Source organism: Agromyces kandeliae, assembly GCF_009674665.1.
Taxonomy (GTDB): domain Bacteria; phylum Actinomycetota; class Actinomycetes; order Actinomycetales; family Microbacteriaceae; genus Agromyces; species Agromyces kandeliae.
Window position 1 is genome coordinate 243067 of record NZ_WKJD01000016.1, and the last position, 22414, is coordinate 265480.

Consider the following 22414-nt stretch of genomic DNA (forward strand, 5'->3'; position numbering starts at 1 on the left):
CGAGATACTAGCCCGCGCACCTGAGTGCCGTCATCAGGCGGTCCCCGATGGAACGACGATGGGCCCCGGATCGCTCCGGGGCCCATCGTGTGCGCGGGCGGCGGCCGGGCCGCCGCCCGCGGGGATCAGCTGTAGTTGCCGGGGGTGAAGTCGTCGCTCGAGAACGAGTCGAAGTCGACGAAGCTGAGGTCGCCCTCGGTGAACGACGCGTCGTCGGAGAAGATGCGGTTCGGGTAGCGCTCCGCCTTCGCCTCCTCGGTCGCCTCGACGGTGACGTTCCGGTACTTGGCGAGGCCCGTACCGGCCGGGATCAGCTTGCCGATGATCACGTTCTCCTTGAGGCCGACGAGCGGATCGGACTTGCCCTCCATGGCGGCCTGCGTGAGCACGCGGGTCGTCTCCTGGAAGGACGCGGCCGACAGCCACGACTCGGTCGCGAGCGAGGCCTTGGTGATGCCCATGACCTCCTGGCGAGCCGACGCCGTCTTCCTGCCCTCCGTGAGCGCGGACCGGTTGATCTCGTTGTACCGCGAGCGGTCGACGAGCTCACCCGGCAGCAGGTCGGTGTCGCCGTGGTCGACCACGGTCACCTTGCGGAGCATCTGCCGGACGATGACCTCGATGTGCTTGTCGTGGATCGGAACGCCCTGCGAGCGGTACACGTCCTGCACGCCGTTCACGAGGTGCTTCTGCACCTCGCGCACGCCCTTGACCCGGAGGACCTCCTTCGGGTCGACGGTGCCGACGATCAGCTGCTGGCCGAGCTCGACGTGCTGGCCGTCCTCGACGAGCAGCGTCGAACGCTTGAGCACGTTGTACGCGATCGGCTCGTCGCCGTTGTCGGGCGTGAGGATGACCTTGCGCTGCTTCTCGGTCTCGTCGATCGTGATCCGACCGGGGGCCTCGACGATGGGCGACGCACCCTTGGGGGTGCGAGCCTCGAAGAGCTCCTGCACGCGGGGCAGACCCTGCGTGATGTCGTCGGCCGAGGCCGAACCACCGGTGTGGAAGGTGCGCATCGTGAGCTGGGTGCCCGGCTCGCCGATCGACTGGGCCGCGATGATGCCGACGGCCTCGCCGATGTCGACGAGCTTGCCCGTCGCGAGCGAACGGCCGTAGCACTTCGCGCACACGCCGACCGCGGACTCGCAGGTGAGCACCGAGCGGACCTTGATCGACTCGACGCCCGCCGCGACGAGCTTGTCGATGAGCACGTCGCCGACGTCGTCGCCGCCGGCGGCCACGACCTCGCCCTTCGCGTTCACGGCGTCGGTCGCGAGCGACCGGGCGAACACCGAGTTCTCGACGTTCGGGTCGCGCACGAGCGCGCCCGTCGAGTCGACGGCGGCGATCGGGAGCTCGAGGCCCTTCGAGGTGCCGCAGTCGTCCTCGCGGATGATGACGTCCTGCGAGACGTCGACCAGACGACGCGTGAGGTAGCCCGAGTCGGCCGTACGGAGGGCCGTGTCGGCCAGGCCCTTGCGGGCACCGTGCGTGGCGATGAAGTACTCCGCCACCGACAGCCCCTCGCGGTACGAGGAGATGATCGGACGGGGGATGATCTCACCCTTCGGGTTGTTCACGAGGCCTCGCATGCCGGCGATGTTGCGCACCTGCAGCCAGTTACCACGAGCACCCGAGGTCACCATGCGGTTGATGGTGTTGCCCTGGTTCGCGGCGAACTCCTCCTGCATGGCCTTCGCGACCTCGTCGGTCGCCTTGGTCCAGATCTGGATGAGCTCCTGACGACGCTCGAGGTCGGTCGTGAGACCCTTCTCGAACTGCGACTGGACCTTCGCCGCCTGCTTCTCGTACTTCGAGACGATCTCCCGCTTCTGCGGCAGCTCGACGATGTCGGAGAGTGCGACGGTCACGCCCGAACGGGTCGCCCAGCGGAAGCCGGCGTCCTTGATGCGGTCGAGCGTCGCAGCCACCTCGGTCTTCGGGTAGCGCTCGGCGAGGTCGTTGACGATCTGCGAGATCTGCGACTTGCCCGCCTGCGCGTTGAAGAACGGGTAGTCCGCCGGGAGCGCCTCGTTGAAGAGCGCGCGACCGAGGGTCGTCTCCATCAGGAACGGCTCGCCCGACACGAAGCCCTCGGGCTCCTGGCCCTCGGCGAAGTGCAGCCCCTCGAGGCGGATCTTCACCATGGCACCGAGGTCGAGCACCGGCTCGCCGGGTCGGTTCTGGTCGAACGCGAGGACCGCCTCGGCGATCGACGAGAACGCACGGCCCTCACCGGCACCGCCCTCGATGACCGTCGTCAGGTGGTGGAGGCCGATGATCATGTCCTGCGAGGGCAGGGTCACCGGACGGCCGTCCGACGGCTTGAGGATGTTGTTCGACGCCAGCATGAGGATGCGGGCCTCGGCCTGCGCCTCGACGGACAGCGGAAGGTGCACGGCCATCTGGTCGCCGTCGAAGTCCGCGTTGAACGCGGCGCAGACGAGCGGGTGGAGCTGGATGGCCTTGCCCTCGACCAGCTGCGGCTCGAAGGCCTGGATGCCGAGGCGGTGCAGCGTGGGCGCGCGGTTCAGCAGCACGGGGCGCTCGCGGATGATCTCCTCGAGCACGTCCCACACCTGCGGGCGCGAACGCTCGACCATGCGCTTGGCGGCCTTGATGTTCTGCGCGTGGCTGAGGTCGATCAGGCGCTTGATGACGAACGGCTTGAACAGCTCGAGCGCCATCTGCTTCGGCAGGCCGCACTGGTGCAGCTTGAGCTGCGGACCGACGACGATGACCGAACGGCCCGAGTAGTCCACGCGCTTTCCGAGCAGGTTCTGGCGGAACCGACCCTGCTTTCCCTTGAGCATGTCGCTCAGGGACTTCAGGGCGCGGTTGCCGGTGCCCGTGACGGGACGCCCGCGGCGGCCGTTGTCGAACAGCGCGTCGACGGCCTCCTGGAGCATCCGCTTCTCGTTGTTCACGATGATCTCGGGCGCGCCGAGGTCGAGCAGGCGACGCAGGCGGTTGTTGCGGTTGATCACGCGACGGTAGAGGTCGTTCAGGTCGGAGGTCGCGAAGCGGCCACCGTCGAGCTGGACCATCGGGCGCAGCTCCGGCGGGATCACCGGGACGACGTCGAGGACCATCGCGGCCGGCGAGTTGCCGGTCTGCAGGAACGAGTTGACGACCTTGAGACGCTTGATCGCGCGGATCTTCTTCTGGCCCTTGCCCTCGGCGATCTGCAGGTGCAGGTCCTGCGCCTCGGCGGCCAGGTCGAACGACTCGAGGCGCTTCTTGATCGCCTCGGCGCCCATGTAGGCCTCGAAGTACATGCCGAAGCGGTCCTGGAGCTCCTGGAAGACCGAGTCCTCGGGCTTCAGGTCGCCGACCTTGAGCGTGCGGAAGTCCTCCCACACGCGCTCGAGGTGCGCGATCTGCTCGTCGCCCGACTTGCGGACGCCGGCCATCTCCTTGTCGGCCGCGGCCTCGGCGCGCTTCTTCTGGTCGGACTTGGCGCCCTCGGCCTCGAGTGCCGCGAGCTCCTCCTCCTTGCGCTGCATGAGCTCGGCGATGCGAGCGTCACGGGCGTCGCCGATGGCCTTGATCTCGAGCCGGAGCTCGTTCTCGAGGCCGGGCATGTCGGCGTGACGACCCTCGTCGTCGACGTCGATCACCATGTACGCGGCGAAGTAGATGACCTTCTCGAGGTCCTTCGGCGCCATGTCGAGCAGGTACCCGAGGCGCGAGGGCACGCCCTTGAAGTACCAGATGTGCGTCACGGGCGCGGCCAGCTCGATGTGGCCCATCCGCTCGCGGCGGACCGAGGACTTGGTGACCTCGACACCGCATCGCTCGCAGACGATGCCCTTGAAGCGGACGCGCTTGTACTTGCCGCAGGCGCACTCCCAGTCGCGGCTGGGTCCGAAGATCTGCTCGCCGAAGAGCCCGTCCTTCTCGGGCTTCAGCGTGCGGTAGTTGATGGTCTCGGGCTTCTTGACCTCGCCGTAGGACCACTTGCGGATGTCCTCGGCGGTCGCCAGGCCGATACGGAGCTCATCGAACGTCGTTGCGTCGAGCAATTTCTCTCCTAGATTCCTGAAGTCGTTCTCGTATGCCTGGCGGATCAGATCTCGTCGATGTTCGACGACTCGAAGCGCGCGGAGATGTTGATGCCGAGCTCCTCCGCTGCGCGGAAGGCCTCATCATCGGTGTCGCGGAGGCTCACCGCGGTGCCGTCGGCCGAGAGGACCTCGACGTTCAGGCACAGCGACTGCATCTCCTTCATGAGCACCTTGAAGGACTCGGGGATGCCGGGCTCCTGGATGTTCTCGCCCTTGACGATGGCCTCGTACACCTTGACGCGGCCGAGGATGTCGTCGGACTTGATCGTGAGGAGCTCCTGCAGCGCGTATGCGGCGCCGTAGGCCTCGAGCGCCCACACCTCCATCTCGCCGAAGCGCTGGCCGCCGAACTGCGCCTTCCCACCGAGCGGCTGCTGGGTGATCATCGAGTACGGTCCGGTCGAACGCGCGTGGATCTTGTCGTCGACGAGGTGGTGGAGCTTCAGGATGTACATGTAGCCCACGGAGACGGGGTACGGGAACGGCTCGCCCGAACGGCCGTCGAACAGCTGCGTCTTGCCGCTGGAGTCGATCAGCCGCTCGCCGTCGCGGTTCGGGAGGGTCGAGTCGAGCAGACCCGCGATCTCCTCCTCGAGCGCGCCGTCGAACACGGGCGTGGCCACCTTGGTGCCGGGCTCGGCCTCGCGGGCGCCCTCGGGCAGGCGCTTGGCCCACTCCGGGTTGCCCTCGACCTTCCAGCCCTGCTTGGCGACCCAGCCGAGGTGGGTCTCGAGCACCTGGCCGAAGTTCATTCGACCGGGGATGCCGAGCGGGTTCAGGATGACGTCGACCGGCGTGCCGTCGGCGAGGAACGGCATGTCCTCGACCGGCAGGATCTTCGAGATGACGCCCTTGTTGCCGTGGCGGCCGGCGAGCTTGTCGCCCTCGGTGATCTTGCGCTTCTGGGCGATGTAGACGATCACGCGCTGGTTGACGCCCGAGCCGAGCTCGTCGTCGCCGTCCTGCGCGTCGAACACCTTGACGCCGATGATCGTGCCCTGCTCGCCGTGGGGGACCTTCAGCGAGGTGTCGCGGACCTCGCGGCTCTTCTCGTTGAAGATCGCGCGGAGCAGGCGCTCCTCGGCCGACAGCTCGGTCTCGCCCTTCGGCGTGACCTTGCCGACGAGGATGTCGCCGGGACGGACCTCGGCGCCGATGCGGATGATGCCGCGCTCGTCGAGGTCGGCCAGCAGGTCGGGGCTCACGTTCGGGAGGTCGCGGGTGATCTCCTCCTTGCCGAGCTTGGTGTCGCGGGCGTCGACCTCGTACTCCTCGATGTGGATCGAGGAGAGGACGTCGTCCTTCACCAGGTTCTGGCTGAGGATGATCGCGTCCTCGAAGTTGTGGCCCTCCCACGGCATGAACGCCACGAGGAGGTTCTTGCCGAGCGCGAGCTCGCCGTCGTCGGTCGCGGGACCGTCGGCGATGACCTCGCCGACCTCGACGCGGTCGCCCGCGGAGACGACGACGCGGTTGTTGTACGACGTGCCCTGGTTCGAGCGGTCGAACTTGCGCAGGTAGTAGGTCTGCGTGCCGCCCTCGTCGAGCTGCAGCGTGACCGAGTCGGCCGAGACCTCGGCGACGACGCCCGCGCGGTCGGCGGTGATCACGTCACCTGCGTCGATCGCGGCGTAGCCCTCCATGCCCGTGCCGACGAACGGCGAGTCGCTGCGCAGCAGCGGCACCGCCTGGCGCTGCATGTTCGCGCCCATGAGGGCGCGGTTCGCGTCGTCGTGCTCGAGGAACGGGATGAGCGACGTGCCCACCGACACCATCTGGCGCGGCGAGACGTCCATGTAGCCGATCTCCTCGGCAGGGAACAGGTCGACCTCGCCGCCCTTGCGACGTGCGAGGACGCGCTCCTCGACGAAGTGGCCCTTGCCGTCGAGCGGCGCGTTGGCCTGGGCGACGATGTAGTCGTCCTCCTCCATCGCGGTGAGGTAGTCGATCCGGTCGGTGACCTTGCCGTCCTCGACCCGGCGGTACGGCGTCTCGATGAAGCCGAACGAGTTGATGCGCGCGAACGACGCGAGCGAGCCGATGAGGCCGATGTTCGGGCCTTCCGGGGTCTCGATCGGGCACATGCGGCCGTAGTGCGAGGGGTGGACGTCGCGGACCTCGACGCCCGCGCGGTCGCGGGAGAGGCCGCCGGGGCCGAGCGCCGAGAGGCGGCGCTTGTGCGTGAGGCCGGCCAGCGGGTTGTTCTGGTCCATGAACTGCGAGAGCTGCGAGGTTCCGAAGAACTCCTTGATCGCGGCCACGACGGGGCGGACGTTGATCAGGGTCTGCGGCGTGATCGCCTCGATGTCCTGCGTGGTCATGCGCTCGCGGACCACGCGCTCCATGCGGGACAGGCCCGTGCGGACCTGGTTCTGGATCAGCTCGCCCACCGCGCGGATGCGACGGTTGCCGAAGTTGTCGATGTCGTCGACGTCGAGGCGGATGTCGACCGCCTTGCCGCCGCGGCGGCCGGGCAGCGTCGGACGGTCCTCGTGCAGCGCGACGAGGTACTTGATCGTGGCGACGATGTCCTGGACCGTCAGCACCGAGTCGGTGAGCGGCGCCTCGAGCCCGAGCTTGTTGTTGATCTTGTACCGGCCGACCTTCGCGAGGTCGTAGCGCTTCGGGTTGAAGTAGAAGTTGTCGAGGAGCGCACGCGCGGCCTCCGCGGCGACCTGCTCGCCCGGACGGAGCTTGCGGTAGATGTCCTTGAGCGCCTCCTCCTTCGTGAGGATGTTGTCCTTCTCGAGGGTCAGCGCGATCGACTCGTAGCCGGCGAACTCCTCGAGGATCTCCTCGGAGGTGAGGCCGAGGGCCTTCAGGAAGACGGTGACCGACTGCTTGCGCTTGCGGTCGATGCGGACGCCGACCTGGTCGCGCTTGTCGACCTCGAACTCGAGCCAGGCGCCACGGCTGGGGATGACGCGGGCCGAGTAGATGTCCTTGTCGGAGGTCTTGTCGGGCGTGCGCTCGAAGTAGACGCCGGGCGAGCGGACGAGCTGCGAGACGACGACGCGCTCGGTGCCGTTGATGACGAACGTGCCCTTCGGGGTCATGAGCGGGAAGTCGCCCATGAAGACCGTCTGGGTCTTGATCTCACCGGTGAGGTGGTTCATGAACTCCGCGTTGACGTACAGCGGAGCGGAGTAGGTCTTGCCCTTCTCCTTGCACTCGTCGATCGTGTACTTCGGCGGCTCGAGCTCCGGGTTCGAGAACGAGAGCTGCATGGTCTCGCCGAGGTCCTCGATGGGCGAGATCTCCTCGAAGATCTCCTCGAGGCCGGTGGCCTCGGGAAGGTCCTGACGACCGTTCTCGATCGCGTCCTCGACGCGGGCCCGCCACGCCTCGTTGCCGACGAGCCAGTCGAAGCTCTCGGTCTGGAGGGCGAGCAGATCGGGTACGGTGAGGGTGTCGGTGACCTTCGCGAACGAGAGGCGGCTTGCACCGCGTCCGTTCTTGGGGGTGGGCGTGGATGCGTTGCGCGCAGCAGCCAAGGAAATGACCTCCATGGCCCCGTCGGGGGCCGGTTCACTGTCGGTGGTGGTGGAGTTGACCCCTCAGACGTGGTGCGGATGCCGGGAGACCCGACACGCAGAAGCCGACCGCAATATGAAGGCATAGTGGGTCTGGGAGCGCAAAGGTCAAGCATAGACCGGATGGCGCGCCGTGTCCAGTCGGATTCTTGATTTGTCTGCGCATCTCCGGTATAACCCGCGCGAACGCGCTCCGGCGACCGGCCGACGCCCGCCCGGTGGCGCCCGTGAGCACGACGACGGATGCCGCGTGGGCCCACCCCACGCGGCATCCGTCGTCGCGGCCGGAGCGGCCGCCGGCTCAGGCTCCGAGCTCGAGCCGGACGGAGTCGGGTCGACCCGGAACGAGGCTCACGTCGACGATCGAACCGGGGGTCACGCGAGCGAGCTGGATCGGCGCGAGCGGCTGGGTGCGGGACGCCGGCACCGGGATGCCGCCCGGGAGCTGTGCCACGAGCTCGAGCTCGACCAGGAGGTCCATGCCGATCGCCATGGGCAGCTGGCGGGCCGATACCACCGTGGCGGTGGTGCGGACGCGCGCGGCATCGGACGCGGGGTCGTTCGCGGCGACGGCCGCGGCCATCACGCGGTCGGCCTGCTCGAGGGACTGCTGCGCGGCGGCGAGCGTCGCACCGACGTCCATCCGCTCCCTGACGGCCGTCGCCTGCGCATTCAGCGTGCGGAGGTCTGCGAGGAAGCCCATGTCACACCGCCGCGTAGATCTCGTTGAACCGGCGGCCGACGCCGCGGTCGGCCTGGATCCGGGCGCCCCAGCCGGCCTGGGCCTGCGCCCACGCCTCGGGATCGACGCCGAACATGCGGGCCACGACGGGCAGCTTCGTCTCGTCGTAGCCGTAGGCGGCGATGCCCTTCACGATTCGGGCGTAGCGATCGAGGTCGACGCCGGCGATGGGCTCGAGCGCCCCCGCTGCGGGCTCCGCGTGCAGGGCCTGGGCCGCCATTGCATCCATCTGCTGCCGGTACGCCTGGGTCCGGTCGGCGAGCGCGTTCGCGCGGTCGATGAGGCCGGGCGCGGCCTTCACCGTCTTCACCATGTCGCCGAGTTGGCTGAACATCATCATGGGTCCTGCTCCTTCTGTTCCGGTTGCCGGTGCTGGTTCGGTGTTCGTGTCGGTCGAGGGGGATCCGAGCGGATGCCGCGGCGGGTCCCCCGCCCGCCGCGGCCCGGGGCTCATCGCGTCGAGCGCGGCCCGGCGGCGACGAAGAGGAGCCCGATCGCAGCGAGGATCGCGGCGATCGCGAGCGACGGTCGGGGGTCGGCCCCCGTGCGGGCGAGGCCGGCGACGGGTGCGGCCGTCACGAGCCCGTCGGCGGATGCGGAGCGGGCGGGCTCGGCGGGCTCGTCCACGTCGGCCGGCCCGGGCTCCTCGTGCGGGACGGGCTCGGTCGGCTCGTCGGTCCCTTCCGGCTCCCCGTGCCCGGTCGGCTCGGTCGGCTCCTCCGGCGCTCCCGGCTCGTTCGGCTCTCCGGGCCCCCCGGGCTCCCCCGGCTCTGCGGGCGCTGCGGGCTCGCCAGGGTCTCCGGACCCCCCCGGGTCTCCGGACTCCCCCGGCGCTGCGGGCTCGCCCGGGTCTCCGGACTCCCCCGGGTCTCCGGACTCCCCCGGCGCTGCGGGCTCTGCCGGCTCGCCCGGGTCTCCGGGCTCGCCCGGGTCTCCGGACTCCCCCGGCTCCCCCGGCTCCCCCGGCTCCCCGGGCTCGCTCGGCTCCCCGGGCTCGCTCGGCTCCGGCTCGGCGCTCGGGAGCACCTCGAGGGTGATCGTCGCCCAGTTGCCGACGGCGCCGTGCTCGTCGCGCAGTCGGTAGCCGAAGCTCAGCGAGCCGACGAAGTCGGGGGCGGGTTCGTAGACGATGCTGCCGTTGTTCGGACCCCAGGAGACGCCGTACGCGGATCCGGAGATGTCGGTGACGTGCCCGACGAACGCGTCGCCGTCGGGGTCGCTGTCGTTCGCGAGGAAGCCGGGCGCCGGCACGAACATCGTCGTGCCCTGCACGAAGGTGAACACGTCGTCCACGGCGATCGGCGGCGCGTTGTCCACGGCCGACGCGGGTGCAGCGACGAGGACCGCCCCCGCCGAGGTCATCAGCGCGGCCGCCGCGACGGCCGTCCCCCTCAGCCGTCTGGCCCGCGCGGCCCGCTTCGTCGAGCCGGCCCGGTCGTCCTGCGTCATCTCGTGTCTCCTGGTGAGTCGGTGGCGCGGATCCCCGATCCGCGGGGCGGGTCCCACCCGCCGATGACGAGCCTGCCCGGGGCCGCGGCACGGCGGATGGGCAGGCGCTGCTCATTCGCCGGCGACGACTGCTCACCTCGCCGGCCCGACTACCCAGAGCCCACCCGCATCGCGGGGCCGAATCCCCCGTACGGGGGCCACGCCGACGCAACCACGTTCACGTCGTCGCGGAATACAGTGAGACGACCGGCCACGCCGGTGAACCTGAAGGGCCGAGATGGTGGCGTTGGACACCGGGGGGACGGCCCGGCCGCCCCTCGCGCTCGACGAGAGCTGGCCGCTCGTCGGACGCGGCGCCGACGTCCGTCGTGCCCTCGACGGGCTCGCGGGCGCGACGAGGGCCGTGTTCGCCTACGGCGCCTCGGGGATCGGCAAGTCGCGGGTGGTCCAGGGCGTCGCCGAGCACCTGGACGACGACGGGTGGCTGGTCCTCACCGCGACCGGGAACCCCGCGCTGAGCGCGGTGCCGCTGTCGGCCCTGGCACCCGTGTTCGCGAGGGAGACGGGTTCCCCGCTCACCTCCGCCGCCGACGCGGCGGAGCTGTTCGCCGTCGCCCACGCAGCGATCGCCCGGCTCGCCGGCGACCGCTCCGTGCTGCTCGCGTTCGACGACATCTCGGTCGCGGACCCGGTCTCGGTGACCCTCGTGGCCCAGCTCGTGGAGGCCTCCGTGCTCCGGCTGGCAGCCACGGTCCGCGAGTCCGAGCCGGTCCCCGACGCGCTGGTCCCGGTGGCGACGGCGCCGGACTCGATCCGGCTCGACCTCGGTCCGCTCGGCGTCGACGAGGTCGCGGAACTGCTCACCAGGGTGCTCGGCGGCGCCATCGCGCATCGCGACGTCGTGGAGCTGCACCGGGCGGCGCACGGCAATCCGCTATTCCTCAGGGAACTCGCGATCGGCGCCTGGGACGCCGGCTCGCTCGTCGCGCACGAAGGGCTCTGGCACCTGGCCGGGGACCCCGTCGGCACCCCCGCCCTGCGCGACCTGATCCGCGCTCGCCTCCGGGGCCTCCACGAGGCGGAGCGCGACGCGGTCGAACGCCTCGCGCTGTGCGAACCGCTCGCCTTCGACGAGCTCGCGCGTCCCGGCGCCGCCGAGGCGCTCGCCGCACTCGAGCTGCGTGGACTCATCCGCGTCGACGAGTCGGGGCCGCGGGTCCGCGTCGGGCTCGCGCACCCGCAGTACGCGGCCGCCGTCCGCGAGGCGATGCCGCGCATCCGCGCGCTCTCGCTCCTCGCCGAGCAGGCCGACCTCGTCGCGTCCCGCCCGATGGATCCGGGCGACGAACTGCGGGTCGCGGTGTGGCGACTCGACGCGGGTCGACCGAGCGACCCCGCCCTGCTCGCCCGATGCGCCGTGCTCGCGCGCTCGGCGTACGATCGCCGCACGGCGGAGCGGCTCGCCGCAGCGGCGGTGGCAGCAGGAGCCGCCGACGCGCCGACGCTGCTCCTGCACGGCGAGATCCTGTGGTCCCTCGGGCGGGGCGACGAGGCCCTGACCGCGCTCGAGGCGGCCCGTCGCGCCTCGGCCGCGGACGGCGCCGACGAGGCGCTGCTCGCCGCGATCGGGCGGGTGCAGGCCGACGTGCTGGGCGGTGATCCGCTCGGCACGGTCCGCGCCCTCGACCTGCTGGAACGCCTCGAGGGCGAGCTCCCGGGGCAGTCCGCGGCGATCGGGCTCGGCAAGTCCGCGCTGCAGGCGAACCTCGAGTACGGCGATGCCGCGCTCGCCGCCGTCGAGGAGGCGGGTCGTCGCCTCGGCGACGGGCCGGAACGCGCGATGCTGGACCTGGCGCGTGCGACTCCGCTCTCCCTCGTCGGGCGCACCGAGGAGGCCGTCGCGAGTGCCGAGCGCGCCGTCTCGGCCGCCGCCCGAGCGGGTTCCCCCGTGCCGCCGCGCCGTGCCGAGGTGGTCCTCGCGAACGTGCTCGTCGCGGCCGACCGCCTCGGGGATGCCCGTGGCACGCTGGTCGACGCACTGCACGATGCGATCCGCGACGACGACGAGCCGACCGCGCGCATCGCGGAGCTGACGATGGGCAGGATCTTCTGGCAGCTCGGGCGCCTCGACACCGCCGCCCGGTGGTTCCGCGACACGATCGGCGGCGCAGAGGTGCACGGGCCGACGTCGTTGCGCGAGTTCGCGCGCTGCTTCCTCGCCATCGTCGCGGCCGAGCAGGGCGACCCCGCGATCGCGCGCGATCACCGTGATCGGGTCGTGGCCGGCCTCGAGCAGGACAGCTCGGTCGTGACGCTGGCCGATGCCTGGATCGAGGCGGCGGAGGGTGCCGCCGACCGCGCCGCGATCCGGGTGCTCGAGCGCGCCGAGCTCGTGCAGGCGCGCGGCGCGCTGAACGTCGCGAGCTCGCTGCTGCACCACGTCACGAGGTTCGGCTCGCGGACTCACACCGCGTCGTCGGCCGACCGGCTCGAGTCGCTGGCCACGCGGACCGGTGCTCCGGATGTCGCACGGCGGGCGGCGCACGCCCGCGCCCAGGCCGAAGCCGATCCGGCCGGCCTGCGTGCGGCGGCCGCCGAGTGGGAGCGCGTGGGTTCGCTCCTCTACGCGGCCGAGGCCCACGCCTCCGCGGGCCAAGCTGCGCGGGCGAGCGGCCGCGGACGTGAGTCGGCTGCCGACCTCCGGCGCGCCGCGGAGCTGTCGGCGGCCTGCGAGGGCGCGAGGACGCCCCTGCTCCGCTTCTCCGAGGGCGCCGAACCGCTCACGCCCCGAGAGCGCGAGGTCGCCTCGCTCGCGGCGCAGGGCCTGAGCTCGAACGAGATCGCCGGGCGGCTGTTCCTCTCGACCCGCACCGTGGACAACCACCTGCAGTCGACGTACGCGAAGCTCGGCATCCGCGGTCGTCGCGAGCTGCACCTGCCGTCCGATCCGATGGTCGGCCGGAACTGACCCGGCTCAGGCGGTGACGACGTCGCCGCGCACCAGTTCGAGGCGTTCGCCGACCCGCGCCACGGCATCGTGCGCGACGCCCAGGTCGGCGAGGCTCGTGAGCAGCGTCTCGACGATGCGGTCGAACGCGGCATCCGTGATCTGGAGGCCGTCGTGCGCCTCGGCGAGGCTGCGACCCGAGAACGCCTGGGGCCCGCCGAACGCCGCGGCGAGGAAGGCGCGCTGGTGCGCGCGGAGCCGGTCGAGGTCGACCTCCCGGAACCAGGGTCCGAGCTCGTCGTCGGCGACGACCCGCCGGTAGAGGAGTGCGACCGCCGTGCGCACGCCGTCCGGTCCGCCGACCTCGTCGTACAGCTCGGTCATCCCGCCTCCCTCGTCCCTGCGATCCTAGGCCGACCGCACCGCCTCGGGGCGAGCGCCTCGTCGAGGATCCACGGGTCGGACCGCCCTCGGCGTGCGACGATGCCACCATGGCCCCCCGCATCGAGTTCGAGCGCGACGTCTTCTCGTCGACCGGGTGGACGCTGCTCGTCGACGGCGCCGCCCAGTCGCACGTCGATGCGGACGACCCGACCCGGCTGTTCTTCGAGTACGTGCGCCGGATCGGCAACGTCATCGACGCGTTGGCCGCTCCCGGCGCTCCGATCACGGTGCTGCACCTCGGCGGCGGCGCGATGAGCCTCGCGCGGTACGTCGCGGCGACGCGCCCCGACTCGCGACAGCTCGTCGTCGAGGCCGACGCCCGGCTCGTGGCGCTCGTCACCGAGCGACTCTCGCTGCCCGAGGCCTCGGGCGTCTCGGTCATGGTCGCCGACGCGCGCGACGCGCTCGCGGGCCTCGATCCGGAACCCCGGTTCGACCTCGTGATCGTCGACCTGTACTCGCGGCTCGAGGCCCCCGCGTTCGTCGACGAACCCGCCTTCCTCGGCGCGTGCCTCGCGCGGCTCGCCCCGGCGGGCGTGATGGTCGTGAACGTGGCGGACGAGCCTGGCGGCCCGCGCCTCGCCGCGCAGGCGCGAGGCATCGCGCGCGCCGACCCCGCGGCCGACCTCCTGGTGGCCGGCTCGCCCGCGGTGCTCGCCGGCGCCGAGGAGGGCAACGCCGTGATCGTCGCCGGACCCGCGATCCCGCCGCGCGTGGTCGAACGACTGCGCGATGCGGGCCCGTTCCCCGCCGAGGTGCTGCAGGGCGCCCGGCTCGACGCCGTGCTGTGGGGCGCGTGCTGAGCCGGCGCGGGTAGCGTGGCATCCGTGCCGGAACTCGAACGTCGCCTCGCCGTGAGCGGACACCTCGCCAGACTCGAGGAGTCGCGCACGCGCCCGGGTTCGTGGACCCTCACCGTCGACGGGACCCCGCAGTCGCACGTCGACCTCGAGCAGCCCGAATGGCTGGGCTTCGAGTACGTGCGCCGCATCGGCCATGCGATCGACCTCGTGCGCGAGGAGGGGCGTCCGATCACCGCGCTGCACCTCGGCGGCGGCGCGTTCACGCTGCCCCGGTACGTGATCGCGACGAGGCCAGGGTCCCGCCAGCAGGTGATCGAGCTGGAGTCCGACCTCGTCGACCTGGTGCGAGCCAACCTGCCGTTCCCTCGCGGCGCGCAGGTGCGCGTGCGCCACGGCGACGCCCGCGAGGTCCTCGCGAAGCTCCCGGCGGGCCTCGACGGAGCGGTCGACATCGCGGTCGTCGACATCTTCTCGGGAGCGCGCACGCCCGCCCACGTCACGAGCGCCGAGTTCCACGGACTCGTCTCGCCGCGGCTCGCCCCGGGCGGCATCGTCGTGGTCAACGTCGCCGACGGCGCCGGGCTCGCGTTCGCCCGGTCGCAGGCGGCGACCCTCTCGCACGTGTACGCGCACGTCGCGCTCGCGGCCGACACCGGCATGCTGAAGGGCCGGCGATTCGGCAACGTCGTGATGTACGCCTCGCACGACCCGCTGCCGTTCGCCGGGCTGCCGCGTCGCCTCGCGAGCGACCCGGCGCCCGCGAAGCTCGTGGACGGGGACGAGCTGGCGCGCTTCATCGCCGGCGCGCCGGTCGTGACGGATGCCACGGCCGTGCCGTCGCCGCCGCCGGCGCGGTCGGTGTTCCTGTCCAGGCCGTAGGCCCGCGAGACCGGGCACCCGAGGCGGCGAGCGGCCGGCGACCGACGACGCGCCCGCGGTTCAGGCGTGCCGGAACCGGACCTCCTGGCCGGGCCGCACCTGTGCCAGCAGGTCGAGGGAGCCGGGTTCGACGATCGCGACGACCGGATACCCCCCGGTCACCGGCCGGTCAGCGAGGAGCACGGTCGGCACGCCCGCACCGGTGACCTGGATCGAGCCCGCGACGGTCGGCTCGCTGACCAGCTCGCCCGGCACGCGGCGCTCGAGCGACGGGCCCTCGAGGCGGGCCCCGACGCGATCGGCCGAAGCGGAGACCCGCCAGCGCGATTCGTGCAACGCGGCGAGCGCGGCATCCGTCACCCAGTCGGCCCGCGGCCCGGGCAGCAGCCCGAGCGTGACGGACCCGACCGGCGGCGGGTACGCGGCGTCGTCGTCGAGCAGGGGCACGGATGCCGCGGGCTCGCGCCCCACCGCGAGCACGCGCCCCGCGCCGACGGGCTCGGGTCCGATCCCGGCGAGCGTGTCGCGGCTCCGGGAACCGAGGACGACGGGTTCGTCGATCCCGCCGCGCACGGCGACGAGGTAGCGCAGCCCGCGTTCGGCGGTGCCGATCTCGACGGACTCGCCGGCACGCACGCGCGCTGCGCGGTAGGGCCCGACCTCGCGGCCGGCGACCCGCACCGACCCCCAGGCGCCGGTCACCGAGAACCAGAGGTCGCGGTCGGGTGCGAACCTGAGGCCGCCGAGCACGACCTCGAGCCCCGCGACCCCGTCGGGATTGCCGACGAGCCGGTTCGCGAGCGCGAGCGCGCCCCGGTCGAGCGCACCGGAGGGGGCGACGCCGAGGTGGGCGTGGCCCGGGCGCCCGAGGTCCTGCACCAGGACCAGTCCGCCGGTGGCCTCGACGCGGAGCGACGTCATGCGCGCGCCTCCCGGAAGCGGACGACGCGGCCGGGGACGAGGAGCGCGGGCGGGTCGGCGTGCGGGTCCCAGAGCGCGGCGTCCGTGCGCCCGATGAGGCGCCACCCGCCGGGGCTCTCGCGCGGGTACGCGCCGGAGAACGCGCCGGCGAGGCCGACCGCGCCGGGCGGCACGCGCGTGCGCGCGACGTCGAGGCGCGGCACGTCGAAGGGCCAGTCGTCGGCCACGAGGTAGCCGAATCCCGGCGCGAAGCCGATGAACGCGACGCGCCACCTCGTTGCGACGTGGCGGGCGACGAGGTCCCCCGGGCTCACGCCGAGGTGGTCGGCGAGGTCGGCGAGGTCCTCTCCCCGGTAGTCGACCTCGATGACGAGGTCGTCGGACGGTGTCTCGCCGGTCGCGGGCGCGACGGCCGGGAGTGCGTCGCGCACCGCACGCCGGATCCAGCTCGCCGCCGACTCGAGCGGGAACCGGTCCGGGTCGACGGCGACGAGGAGCGTCCGGGCCGCGGGGACCAGCTCGACCACGCCGTCGGGCGGGTCGGCGGAGAGCGCGTCGTGCAGCGCGAGCACGTCGTCGAGGCCGTCGCACTCGACGAGGATGGCCGAACGCCCCGAGGGCAGCAGCCGCGGCTCGGGACGGCTCATGCGAACGGCCGCACGTCGTGGCCCGCCCTCGCGAGCGCCGCCCGGACGGCGCGGGCGATGCCGACCGAGCCGGGGGTGTCGCCGTGCAGGCAGAGCGAGTCGGGCGCGAGCTCCACCCGGGCGCCGTCGGCGGCGGAGATGCCGCCCGTCTCGACCAGCTCGAGCGCGCGGTCGGCCGCGCGGGCGGGGTCGTGCACGAGCGCGTCCGGGTGCTCGCGCGGCACGAGGCGGCCGTCGGCGAGGTAGCCGCGGTCGATGAAGGCCTCACGCGCGTAGCGGATGCCGGCGCCCGCCGCCGCGCGCTCGAGCTCGCTCTCGGGGGGCCCGAGCACGACCATGCCCGGAACGGCCGCGGCGAGCGCATCGGCGACCGCCGACGCGGCGTCGGCGTCGGCACCGAGCCGGTGGTAGAGCGCGCCGTGCGCCTTCACGTAGGCCACGGTCGCACCGACGGTCCGAGCGAGGCCGTCGAGCGCGCCGAGCTGGTACACGACCTCGGCCGCCAACTCGTCGACGGAGACGTCGAGCGCACGCCGTCCGAACCCGGCGCGATCGCGGTACCCCGGGTGCGCGCCGAGCACCACCCCGTGGGTGACGGCGAGGCGGGCGCTGCGCAGCATCGTCAGCGGGTCGCCGGCATGGAACCCGCACGCGACGTTCGCGCTCGAGACGACCTCGAACATCGCCTCGTCGTCGCCCATGCTCCAGGCGCCGTACGATTCGCCGAGGTCGGCGTTCAGGTCGATCGCGCGCTGCATGCTCCCATTCTCCCGCGCCCTCCCGCAGACTGGGCAGGAGGAGAACGACGAACAGGCCAGGGGAGGTCGCTCGTGCGCCGACGGAGACGGCTGGCCCGAGCCCGGGTCGCGCTGCTGGCCGCAGCCACGACGATGCTCGCCGGCTCGGGCGCCCTGCTCGCCGGCTGCACGCCCGATGCGGGCTCCGGTCCGGTCATGAACGCGCCGTCCGACGCTCCGACCACGACGCCCGCCGTCTCGGCGCCTCCGGCCGTGCGGCCGGTGGGCGACGTCGAGACGCTGGCGACCGGGCTCGAGTCGCCGTGGTCGATCCTCCGCCTGCCGGACGGCGGCGTGCTCGTGAGCGAGCGCGATCCCGGGCGGATCGTCGAGGTGCTCGCCGACGGCGCACTCCGCGAGGTCGCCGTGCTCCCCGACGTGGTCGCGGGCGGCGAGGGCGGACTGCTCGGGCTGGCGTTCCTCCCCGGCGACGGCGACGACGGGGCATCCGTCTTCGCGTACTTCTCGACCGACTCGGACAACCGCATCGTGCGGATGCCGCTCACCGGCGAACCCGGCGAGCTCGGGCTCGGCGAACCGGACGTCGTCCTCGACGGCATCCCGCGCGGCGGACGCCACAACGGCGGACGCCTCGCCGTCGGCCCCGACGACTTCCTGTACGCGACGACGGGCGACGCGGGCGACGGCGACCTGTCGCAGGATCCGGACTCGCTCGGCGGCAAGATCCTGCGGATGACGGCCGAGGGCGAGCCTGCGCCGGGGAACCCGTCGGGCACCCTCGTCTGGAGCCTCGGGCACCGCAACCCCCAGGGTCTGGCATGGGATGCCGCCGGCGGCATGTGGGCGGCGGAGTTCGGCCAGAACACGTGGGACGAACTCAATCGCATCGAGCCCGGCGAGAACTACGGTTGGCCGATCGTCGAGGGTCGCGCGGACGACGACCGGTTCCGCGACCCCGCCGTGCAGTGGCCGACCTCCGAGGCGAGCCCGAGCGGCATCGCGATCGTCGGCGACACGGTCGTGCTCGCGGCGCTCCGAGGCGAGCGACTCTGGTTCGCCTCGCCGGCGCTGACCTCCCCGACCGAGGTCGACGCCGCGTTCGAGGGCGAACTCGGGCGCATGCGCGACGTGGTCCCGGGGCCCGACGGCGAACTGTGGGCGATCACCAACAACACCGACGGTCGCGGGTCGCCGCGCGACGGCGACGACCGCCTCGTGCGGATCCCGCTCGCGGACGCCGACTGACTCGGTCCCCCGTTCGGGGGACCCCGGATTCGACCCCCGGCAGTACTCCCGGGGATATCCTCGATCGCATGGCGGATCTCGCGAGGGTTCGGATCTGGGCTGAGGCGCTCATCGCCCTGCACCTGGACCCCGCCGTGTGGAGCTTCGCCTTCGACAACGCCAAGAAGCGCGCGGGCCTCTGCAACTACACCGCCAAGCGGATCTCGGTCTCGCGCTACCTCGCCTCCAGGTACGACGACGACGAGATCCACCAGATCCTGCTGCACGAGGTCGCGCACGCCATGGCGGGTCCGCGCGCGGGCCACGGGCCGCGCTGGGCGACGATCGCCGCCGACATCGGCTACGTCGGCCGGCGCACGCACGACGGCGCGGTCGCCGACGAGCTCGCGCCCTGGGTCGGTCGATGCCCGGTGGGGCATGAGCACTACCGCTACCGCGAGCCGAGCCGGCCCCTCAGCTGCGGACTCTGCCGCAGGGGGTTCGACCGGCGGAACCTCATCGTGTGGCACCGGCGCGAGATCACCGCCGCCATGCGGCGCGCGGCCGCGAGCGCGGCGGCCGACTGAGCTGCGCTCGATCCCCGGAGCCGGGCGGGACGCCCGCGGACCGTGACCCGATCGTGGCGATCGCGACCGCGTGCAGCCGGTAGTTTGGTCCGGTGCCCGTCTCGACCGTCTCGATCCCCGTCGGCCAGTGGTTCACCGACGACAGCGGGCGGTGGTGGTTCGACTCCGGTTCGTTCGCGCTCGACTTCGCCTACACCGGAGGGATCCCCGTCGCCGTCGCCGTCGCCCCCGCGCGGCTGAACTCCCCCGACGACCTCACCGCGTGGATGCGCGACCGCTTCCCGATGCCCGTCGCTCCCGCGCGTTCGCGCGACCTGTTCGACGCGACGTCGCTCCGAGACGCGATCGCACGTCTCGCGCTCGCGGCCGGCCGTGGCGAGACACCGGCGACGGCCGACATCGACATCGTGAACCTGTACGCCGCGACGCCCGACATCCCACCGACGCTCGACGGCGGCTCGCGGCAGGCCGGTCGGTCGGTGCAGACCGTCGGCCAGGCGCTCTCGACGATCGCACGCGACGCGGTCGACTGCTTCGGCGAGTCGAATCACGGTCGCGTGCGCATCTGCGCCGGCGACTGCGGCATCGTCTACCTCGACACCTCGCGTGCGGCGAGCCGGCGGTGGTGCTCGATGCAGCGCTGCGGCAACCGCGCCAAGGTCCGCGCGCACCGCGCTCGGAAGTCGGGCAAGGTCGCGCTCAGCGCCGCCTGACGACCCGCGCGGTCGCACCCGAGTCCCGGGTGGCGGCCCGCCGGAGCACCGCGGGGTCGATGCCCGCCGAGATCGCCTCGCGCCCGGCGACCGACGCGGTCGCGAGGTGCGCGACGGCGCGACGGAGCCCCGTGTACGACGCGCACGCGACGGCCGCCTCCGGCGACGTGTCGTCGATGCCGAGTTCGGCGAGCGCATCGATCACGGCGCCCGCGGCGAGCACGTCGTCGGCTGCGAAGCCGCCGTCGGCGCGGCCGGCGGCGACGATCGCGAGGTAGGCGCGGCGCCCCAGTCGCTCCTGCTCCGCGAGGATCCACGCTGCGGTGGCCGCGGCGTCGGCGAGCCCCGCGACGAGCACTGCGGCGGGGGTGCCGGCCAGCACGTCCCGCGGAACGAGGTCCTCGGCCGCCTGCGCGACACCCGGGGCATCCGCCACCTGGTCGACCCAGACGAGGACGTCGGCCTCGCCGGCGATCCGGCGCACGCCGTCGGTCCCGAGGTCGAATCGCACCTGGTACTTCGACTGCGCGGCCGGCGGCGCGGCGGCGCTCGCGGGCGCGGAGTCGGTCGTGGTCGTCTCGCTCACCGCGTCAGGCTACGCGATGGCCGCGGGACCGCCCACTCGTAAGGTGGATGCATGACCTCGGATGTCGTCACCCGGCCCGTCACGATCGTCACCGGCGGCGGCCGGGGCATCGGGCGGGCGATCGCCGAGCGGCTCGCGGCCGATGGCCACGACCTGGTGCTGACGTACCGCGAGCGCCGCGACGAGGCCGAGTCGGCGGCCGACGGATGCCGCGCCGCGGGCGCCCGCGTCGAGCTCCTGCAGCTCGACCTCGCCGACCTCGCCCGTGCGGCCGAGATCGTGCCCGAGGCGGTCCGCCTGTTCGGGCGCGTGACGGGGCTCGTCAACAACGCGGGCATCACGGGCCTGATCGGGCCGTTCCTGGATGGATCGATCGAGGAGTCGGAGCTCGTGTTCCGCATCAACGTGCTCGCGCCGATGGTGCTCTGCCGGTCGGCGATCGCGCACATGTCGACCGCCGTCGGCGGCGTCGGCGGCTCGATCGTGAACATCTCCTCGGGCGCCGCGACGCACGGCGCGCCGAACACCTACATCCCGTACGCCGCGAGCAAGGCCGCGCTCAACGCGATGACCACCGGCCTCGCCAAGGAGTTCGCGGCCGTCGGCGTGCGCGTGAACACGGTCTCGCCGGGCACCACCCGGACCGAGATCCACGCGGCCGCGGGCCGGCCGAACGCGCCCGACGAGCGCGCGGGCAACATCCCGATGGGCCGCCCGGGAGAGCCGCACGAGATCGCGGGCGCCGTCGCGTACCTGCTGTCCGACGACGCGTCCTACACCTCGGGTGCCGACATCCTGATCGCCGGCGGCAAGTAGGCGGGTCGGCGTCCCGCGACCGTCAGCGGTGGAGCGCCGCGTACTGCGCGAGCGCCTCGGCGTCGCTCGCCCTGGACGCCGCGCGGCGAGCCGCGTCGAGCGCGGCGACCGGGTCGGACTCGCGCCGGGCGATGCCGAGCTGCCGTTCCGCCTCCGCGAGCCGGGTGCGCGCGTCCGCCCCTGCGAACGCGCGGGCCCGCTCCAGCGCCTCCCCCGCGATGCGGATCTGGCTCTCGGCGATGGCGATCGCACCGGGCAGCGCGCCGCGAGCGCCGGCGAGCCGGTCCTGGGCGCGTCGGGCCGTCGCGCGCGCCGCCTCCAACCGGTCGCGGGCCGTCCGCAGCCGGTCGCGCTCGGCGAACGGGTCGTCCGCACGGCGCTCCCTTCCGACGAGCAGCGGCGACAGGTCGCCGATCGCCGCGGCGAGCGCGGCACCCGCCTCCGGATCCGCGGCACCGTCGCGCTCGCGGCGCGCGGCGATGAGCTCCTCGTCGAGGCCGGCCGCCTCGACACCGGCATCGTGCGCCGCACCGGCGAGGTCGAGTTCCACGTGCTCCACCCGATCGAGCTCGCCCTCGGCGCGCCGCAGCGCGTGGGCGGCCCGGTCGAGGAGGTCGGCGACGGGTTCTCCTGGGGCATCCGCGATCCTCCGTGCGCCCTCGGCGAGCGCGGTGGCGGCCGCGGCCAGGTCGTGGTCGGCGCGCGCGAACGATCCGTGGGCTCCGGCGAGCGCCGACGCCGAGAACCGCGTGCCCAGGCGTTCGAGGGCGGATGCGGCATCCGCGCGCCTGGCGACGAGCCGCCGCTCGCGCTCGCGGAGCGCCGGGGTGTCGTCGGCCGCCCCGCGTTCGGCGGCACGCCGCGCGGAGAGCTCCGCCTCGGCGTCGTCGAGTGCGCGCTCGACCGAGTCGCACAGCGAGGCGATGCGGGAACTCCAGGTGCGGCGCTCCGCCGCCGTGGCGGGATCGGCGTCGTCGAGGCGCTGCTGCAGCAGGAAGGCCTCGCGCAGCCATCCGCGCGCACGATCGACCGTCTCGCCCAGTCCGCGGGCCGTCTCGGGCCCGAACTGCGCCTCCGCGAAGCGGATCTCCTGCATCGCGTCGCGCACGGCCTCGTCGGCGCCGACCAGTCGCGCCATGGCGGTGGTCTCGAGTTCGCGCGCCGCCTCGGCGTCGCGCGCCTCGCGCCGGGTGCCGAGCCGGCGGAACCCGACCACGCCGGCGGCGAACGCGAGCGCAGCGGTGCCGAACACGACGAGGGAGGGCAGCCAGTCGGCGGCGTCGGCCATGGTCGGG

At 72.8% G+C, this 22414-nt stretch carries 18 protein-coding genes; 7 read left to right on the forward strand and 11 right to left on the reverse strand.

Features of this window, described 5'->3' with window-relative positions; genetic code table 11:
* Positions 1 to 125: 125 nt before the first annotated feature.
* The 5 genes from rpoC to GJR97_RS18285 form a co-directional block, all read right to left on the reverse strand.
* On the reverse strand, positions 126 to 4028 hold the full coding sequence (rpoC, locus tag GJR97_RS11360; protein WP_154346550.1) for a DNA-directed RNA polymerase subunit beta': 3903 nt from the start codon (positions 4026 to 4028) through the stop codon (positions 126 to 128).
* Positions 4029 to 4072: 44 nt separating this feature from the next.
* Entirely contained in the window at positions 4073 to 7564 is a 3492-nt protein-coding gene (gene rpoB, locus GJR97_RS11365) for a DNA-directed RNA polymerase subunit beta (protein ID WP_154346551.1), read from the reverse strand.
* Positions 7565 to 7904: 340 nt separating this feature from the next.
* The gene (locus tag GJR97_RS11370) at positions 7905 to 8306 is read right to left on the reverse strand and encodes a hypothetical protein (RefSeq protein ID WP_154346552.1); all 402 of its coding nucleotides are present in this window, start codon (positions 8304 to 8306) and stop codon (positions 7905 to 7907) included.
* A 1-nt stretch (position 8307) separates the two neighbouring features.
* A complete protein-coding gene (locus tag GJR97_RS11375) occupies positions 8308 to 8685 on the reverse strand; it encodes a hypothetical protein (protein WP_154346553.1) in 378 nt (125 codons plus the stop codon).
* Positions 8686 to 8795: 110 nt separating this feature from the next.
* The gene (locus tag GJR97_RS18285; RefSeq protein WP_154346554.1) at positions 8796 to 9794 is read right to left on the reverse strand and encodes an Ig-like domain-containing protein; all 999 of its coding nucleotides are present in this window, start codon (positions 9792 to 9794) and stop codon (positions 8796 to 8798) included.
* A 286-nt stretch (positions 9795 to 10080) separates the two neighbouring features.
* On the opposite strand from GJR97_RS18285, the gene GJR97_RS11385 reads away from it, so the two are divergent.
* Positions 10081 to 12762 carry a helix-turn-helix transcriptional regulator gene (locus tag GJR97_RS11385; protein ID WP_195760678.1) on the forward strand — a complete coding sequence of 894 codons (2682 nt, stop codon included), beginning with the start codon at positions 10081 to 10083 and terminating at the stop codon, positions 12760 to 12762.
* A gap of 6 nt (positions 12763 to 12768) precedes the next feature.
* Here the strand turns inward: GJR97_RS11385 and GJR97_RS11390 are convergent, their stop codons facing one another.
* Entirely contained in the window at positions 12769 to 13125 is a 357-nt protein-coding gene (locus tag GJR97_RS11390) for a group I truncated hemoglobin (RefSeq protein WP_154346556.1), read from the reverse strand.
* A gap of 107 nt (positions 13126 to 13232) precedes the next feature.
* Between GJR97_RS11390 and GJR97_RS11395 the strand changes: the two genes are divergently transcribed.
* Positions 13233 to 13988, forward strand: coding sequence for a spermidine synthase (locus tag GJR97_RS11395; RefSeq protein ID WP_154346557.1), 756 nt, complete (start codon positions 13233 to 13235; stop codon positions 13986 to 13988).
* A 24-nt stretch (positions 13989 to 14012) separates the two neighbouring features.
* Positions 14013 to 14867 (forward strand): spermidine synthase, encoded by an 855-nt coding sequence (locus GJR97_RS11400; RefSeq protein WP_324613432.1) that lies wholly within the window; start codon positions 14013 to 14015, stop codon positions 14865 to 14867.
* Between the two features lie 60 nt (positions 14868 to 14927).
* Here the strand turns inward: GJR97_RS11400 and GJR97_RS11405 are convergent, their stop codons facing one another.
* The 3 genes from GJR97_RS11405 to GJR97_RS11415 are packed head-to-tail and all read right to left on the reverse strand — an operon-like array spanning position 14928 to position 17193.
* Positions 14928 to 15788 carry a 5-oxoprolinase subunit C family protein gene (locus GJR97_RS11405; RefSeq protein WP_154346558.1) on the reverse strand — a complete coding sequence of 287 codons (861 nt, stop codon included), beginning with the start codon at positions 15786 to 15788 and terminating at the stop codon, positions 14928 to 14930.
* Positions 15785 to 16435: a 5-oxoprolinase subunit B family protein gene (locus GJR97_RS11410; protein WP_154346559.1), complete on the reverse strand. Its 651-nt coding sequence runs from the start codon at positions 16433 to 16435 to the stop codon at positions 15785 to 15787. The genes GJR97_RS11405 and GJR97_RS11410 overlap by 4 nt, the downstream gene beginning before the upstream one ends.
* Entirely contained in the window at positions 16432 to 17193 is a 762-nt protein-coding gene (locus tag GJR97_RS11415) for a LamB/YcsF family protein (RefSeq protein WP_154346560.1), read from the reverse strand. Before GJR97_RS11415 ends, GJR97_RS11410 begins: the two co-directional genes overlap by 4 nt.
* Positions 17194 to 17265: 72 nt before the next feature.
* On the opposite strand from GJR97_RS11415, the gene GJR97_RS11420 reads away from it, so the two are divergent.
* From GJR97_RS11420 to GJR97_RS11430, 3 genes are all read left to right on the forward strand, one after another.
* Entirely contained in the window at positions 17266 to 18438 is a 1173-nt protein-coding gene (locus tag GJR97_RS11420; protein WP_324613433.1) for a PQQ-dependent sugar dehydrogenase, read from the forward strand.
* 68 nt (positions 18439 to 18506) lie between these two features.
* Complete coding sequence (locus tag GJR97_RS11425; protein ID WP_154346561.1) at positions 18507 to 19004, forward strand: SprT-like domain-containing protein; 498 nt, start codon at positions 18507 to 18509, stop codon at positions 19002 to 19004.
* Between the two features lie 92 nt (positions 19005 to 19096).
* Positions 19097 to 19717 (forward strand): CGNR zinc finger domain-containing protein, encoded by a 621-nt coding sequence (locus tag GJR97_RS11430; protein ID WP_324613434.1) that lies wholly within the window; start codon positions 19097 to 19099, stop codon positions 19715 to 19717.
* Here the strand turns inward: GJR97_RS11430 and GJR97_RS11435 are convergent.
* Positions 19704 to 20303, reverse strand: a complete 600-nt coding sequence (locus GJR97_RS11435; protein ID WP_324613435.1) for a hypothetical protein — start codon at positions 20301 to 20303, stop codon at positions 19704 to 19706. The genes GJR97_RS11430 and GJR97_RS11435 overlap by 14 nt on opposite strands.
* A gap of 51 nt (positions 20304 to 20354) precedes the next feature.
* Between GJR97_RS11435 and GJR97_RS11440 the strand changes: the two genes are divergently transcribed.
* Positions 20355 to 21119 (forward strand): SDR family NAD(P)-dependent oxidoreductase, encoded by a 765-nt coding sequence (locus GJR97_RS11440; RefSeq protein ID WP_154346562.1) that lies wholly within the window; start codon positions 20355 to 20357, stop codon positions 21117 to 21119.
* Between the two features lie 22 nt (positions 21120 to 21141).
* Here the strand turns inward: GJR97_RS11440 and GJR97_RS11445 are convergent, their stop codons facing one another.
* A complete protein-coding gene (locus GJR97_RS11445) occupies positions 21142 to 22407 on the reverse strand; it encodes a hypothetical protein (RefSeq protein WP_154346563.1) in 1266 nt (421 codons plus the stop codon).
* Positions 22408 to 22414 lie beyond the last annotated feature (7 nt).